The sequence below is a fragment of the Pedobacter sp. 01N416 genome (assembly GCF_056399685.1).
Map to the genome: position 1 here is coordinate 1 of NZ_JBFTRT010000914.1, position 1,678 is coordinate 1,678.

General features: G+C 35.9%; 3 protein-coding genes. 2 read left to right on the forward strand and 1 reads right to left on the reverse strand.

Translation table 11 applies throughout. The features are described 5' to 3' along the window. Nucleotides 1-66: 66 nt before the first annotated feature. Nucleotides 67-789: a peptidylprolyl isomerase gene (locus tag AC1DND_RS28355; protein WP_477586244.1), complete on the reverse strand. Its 723-nt coding sequence runs from the start codon at nucleotides 787-789 to the stop codon at nucleotides 67-69. Nucleotides 790-940: 151 nt separating this feature from the next. Between AC1DND_RS28355 and AC1DND_RS28360 the strand changes: the two genes are divergently transcribed. Both AC1DND_RS28360 and AC1DND_RS28365 read left to right on the forward strand, forming a co-directional pair. Further along, entirely contained in the window at nucleotides 941-1,240 is a 300-nt protein-coding gene (locus AC1DND_RS28360) for an HYC_CC_PP family protein (protein WP_477586248.1), read from the forward strand. Beyond that, nucleotides 1,237-1,678 (forward strand): heavy-metal-associated domain-containing protein (locus AC1DND_RS28365; RefSeq protein WP_477586246.1); only part of this gene is annotated, 442 nt, incomplete at its 3' end. The genes AC1DND_RS28360 and AC1DND_RS28365, both read left to right, overlap by 4 nt.

A 1,678-nucleotide genomic window follows, 5' to 3' on the forward strand; every position in this document is an offset into this window, starting at 1 on the left:
ATTATAGGGTTTATCAAGAAGAAATTAGAATCCTATTCTTTTTCGACAACAGACAAGATCCATTAATTACATAACCATTTTATCCTTCAAAGAAGCCTGTAACAGCTGCTTCTCTAACTTTTTTGCCGCTCTTCTTTTCAAAACTGTAACTTCCATCTTCACATCCTGTTTAGGGCGGTTGTTTTTATCAGTTGCCAGAACAGCTATTTTATCAACCATATCCAAACCCACCACTATTTCGCCATAAACGGTATAGTTTCTATCCAAATGAGGCGTACCACCTATCGTTTTATATACCTCACGCTGCCATTCAGGGATTTTGAATTTCAGGCGCTTTTCTTCTACATTATCCAATTGCTGGTCGGTAAAAACTTTTCCCTGAACCAGGTAAAACTGACTACCGCTCGATGCTTTGGCCGGATTAACGTCATCGCCTTCCCTGGCCGCAGCCAAAACGCCTTTTTTGTGGAACAAGCTATCATTAAACTCTGCCGGAATGGTATATTTAGGTCCACCCTCACCCAATAAAGAATCAGGTTTGGCATTTTTAGAATCCGGATCACCACCCTGAATCATAAAATCTTTAATTACCCTGTGAAATAAAACACCGTTGTAATATCCCGATTTGGTTAATTTCAAAAAGTTATCGCGATGTAAAGGGGTTTGATTATATAGCCTAATAATGCATTCTCCAAATTCGGTTTTAATGCGTACATATTGATTTTTGGGCTTTGCAGCAAAGGCTGAAAGTATCGAAAAGGTGCAGAGGAATAATAATATTTTCTTCATTTAATTGGTGCTTAAGGCTAAAGTAAGCTAAAAAATGAAATTCAATAAATAATTATCGGCATTATTCGATATTTTTTCCTTTACCTTTGTATTAATGAAGTTAAAACAAAAAATAGCACTTTCTTTGGCTGTATTTTATGCAGTTAGTGTTATGGGTTTGGCTTTAAGTCTCCATTTCTGTGGAGGCAAATTAGAAAACGTTAAACTTTTCAGCAATGAGGTTTCCTGCAAATTCTGCAAAGACATTCCTGCCGAAAAGAAAGATGATGGTTGCTGCAAAAACACCCAGGTAACCGTAAAAGTTAAAGATTTTCCTCGCGGATTGTCTTGCATATTTTCAATTGTATTTTTAGGAATTAGGATTTTAAACATCGTCTCGTCAATGCATCGTTTTGCATTTCGACAGGCTCAATGTGACATTTTCTTAAATTCTAATTCAAAAAAATCATGAAAGCAATAAAAATATTCAGCATCATTATGCTATTCTTCGCCGTTAATGTTTCGGCACAACAAATATCTTCAGCAGATTTACAGGTAACAGGTTTAACCTGTTCTATGTGTTCTAACGCAACACAAAAATCGTTAGAAACGCTAAACTTTATCAGCAGCGTAAAACCCGATTTAAACAAAAACACCTTTGTTCTAACTTTTAAAAAAGATGCCAATATCAATCTTGATTTGGTTCGCAAAAAGGTTCAGGATGCTGGTTTTTCGGTTGGTGGTTTAACAGCAAGCTTCAATTTTAACCAGGTAAAAATAGACGATAAAGGTCAGGCAGTTGTTGATGGCAATGTATATCGTTTTGTAAACGCGAAGAGTAAAACACTTAATGGGATTGTAAAAGCCAGTGTAGTTGACAAAAATTTCATCTCAGGTTCAGCATTTAAAA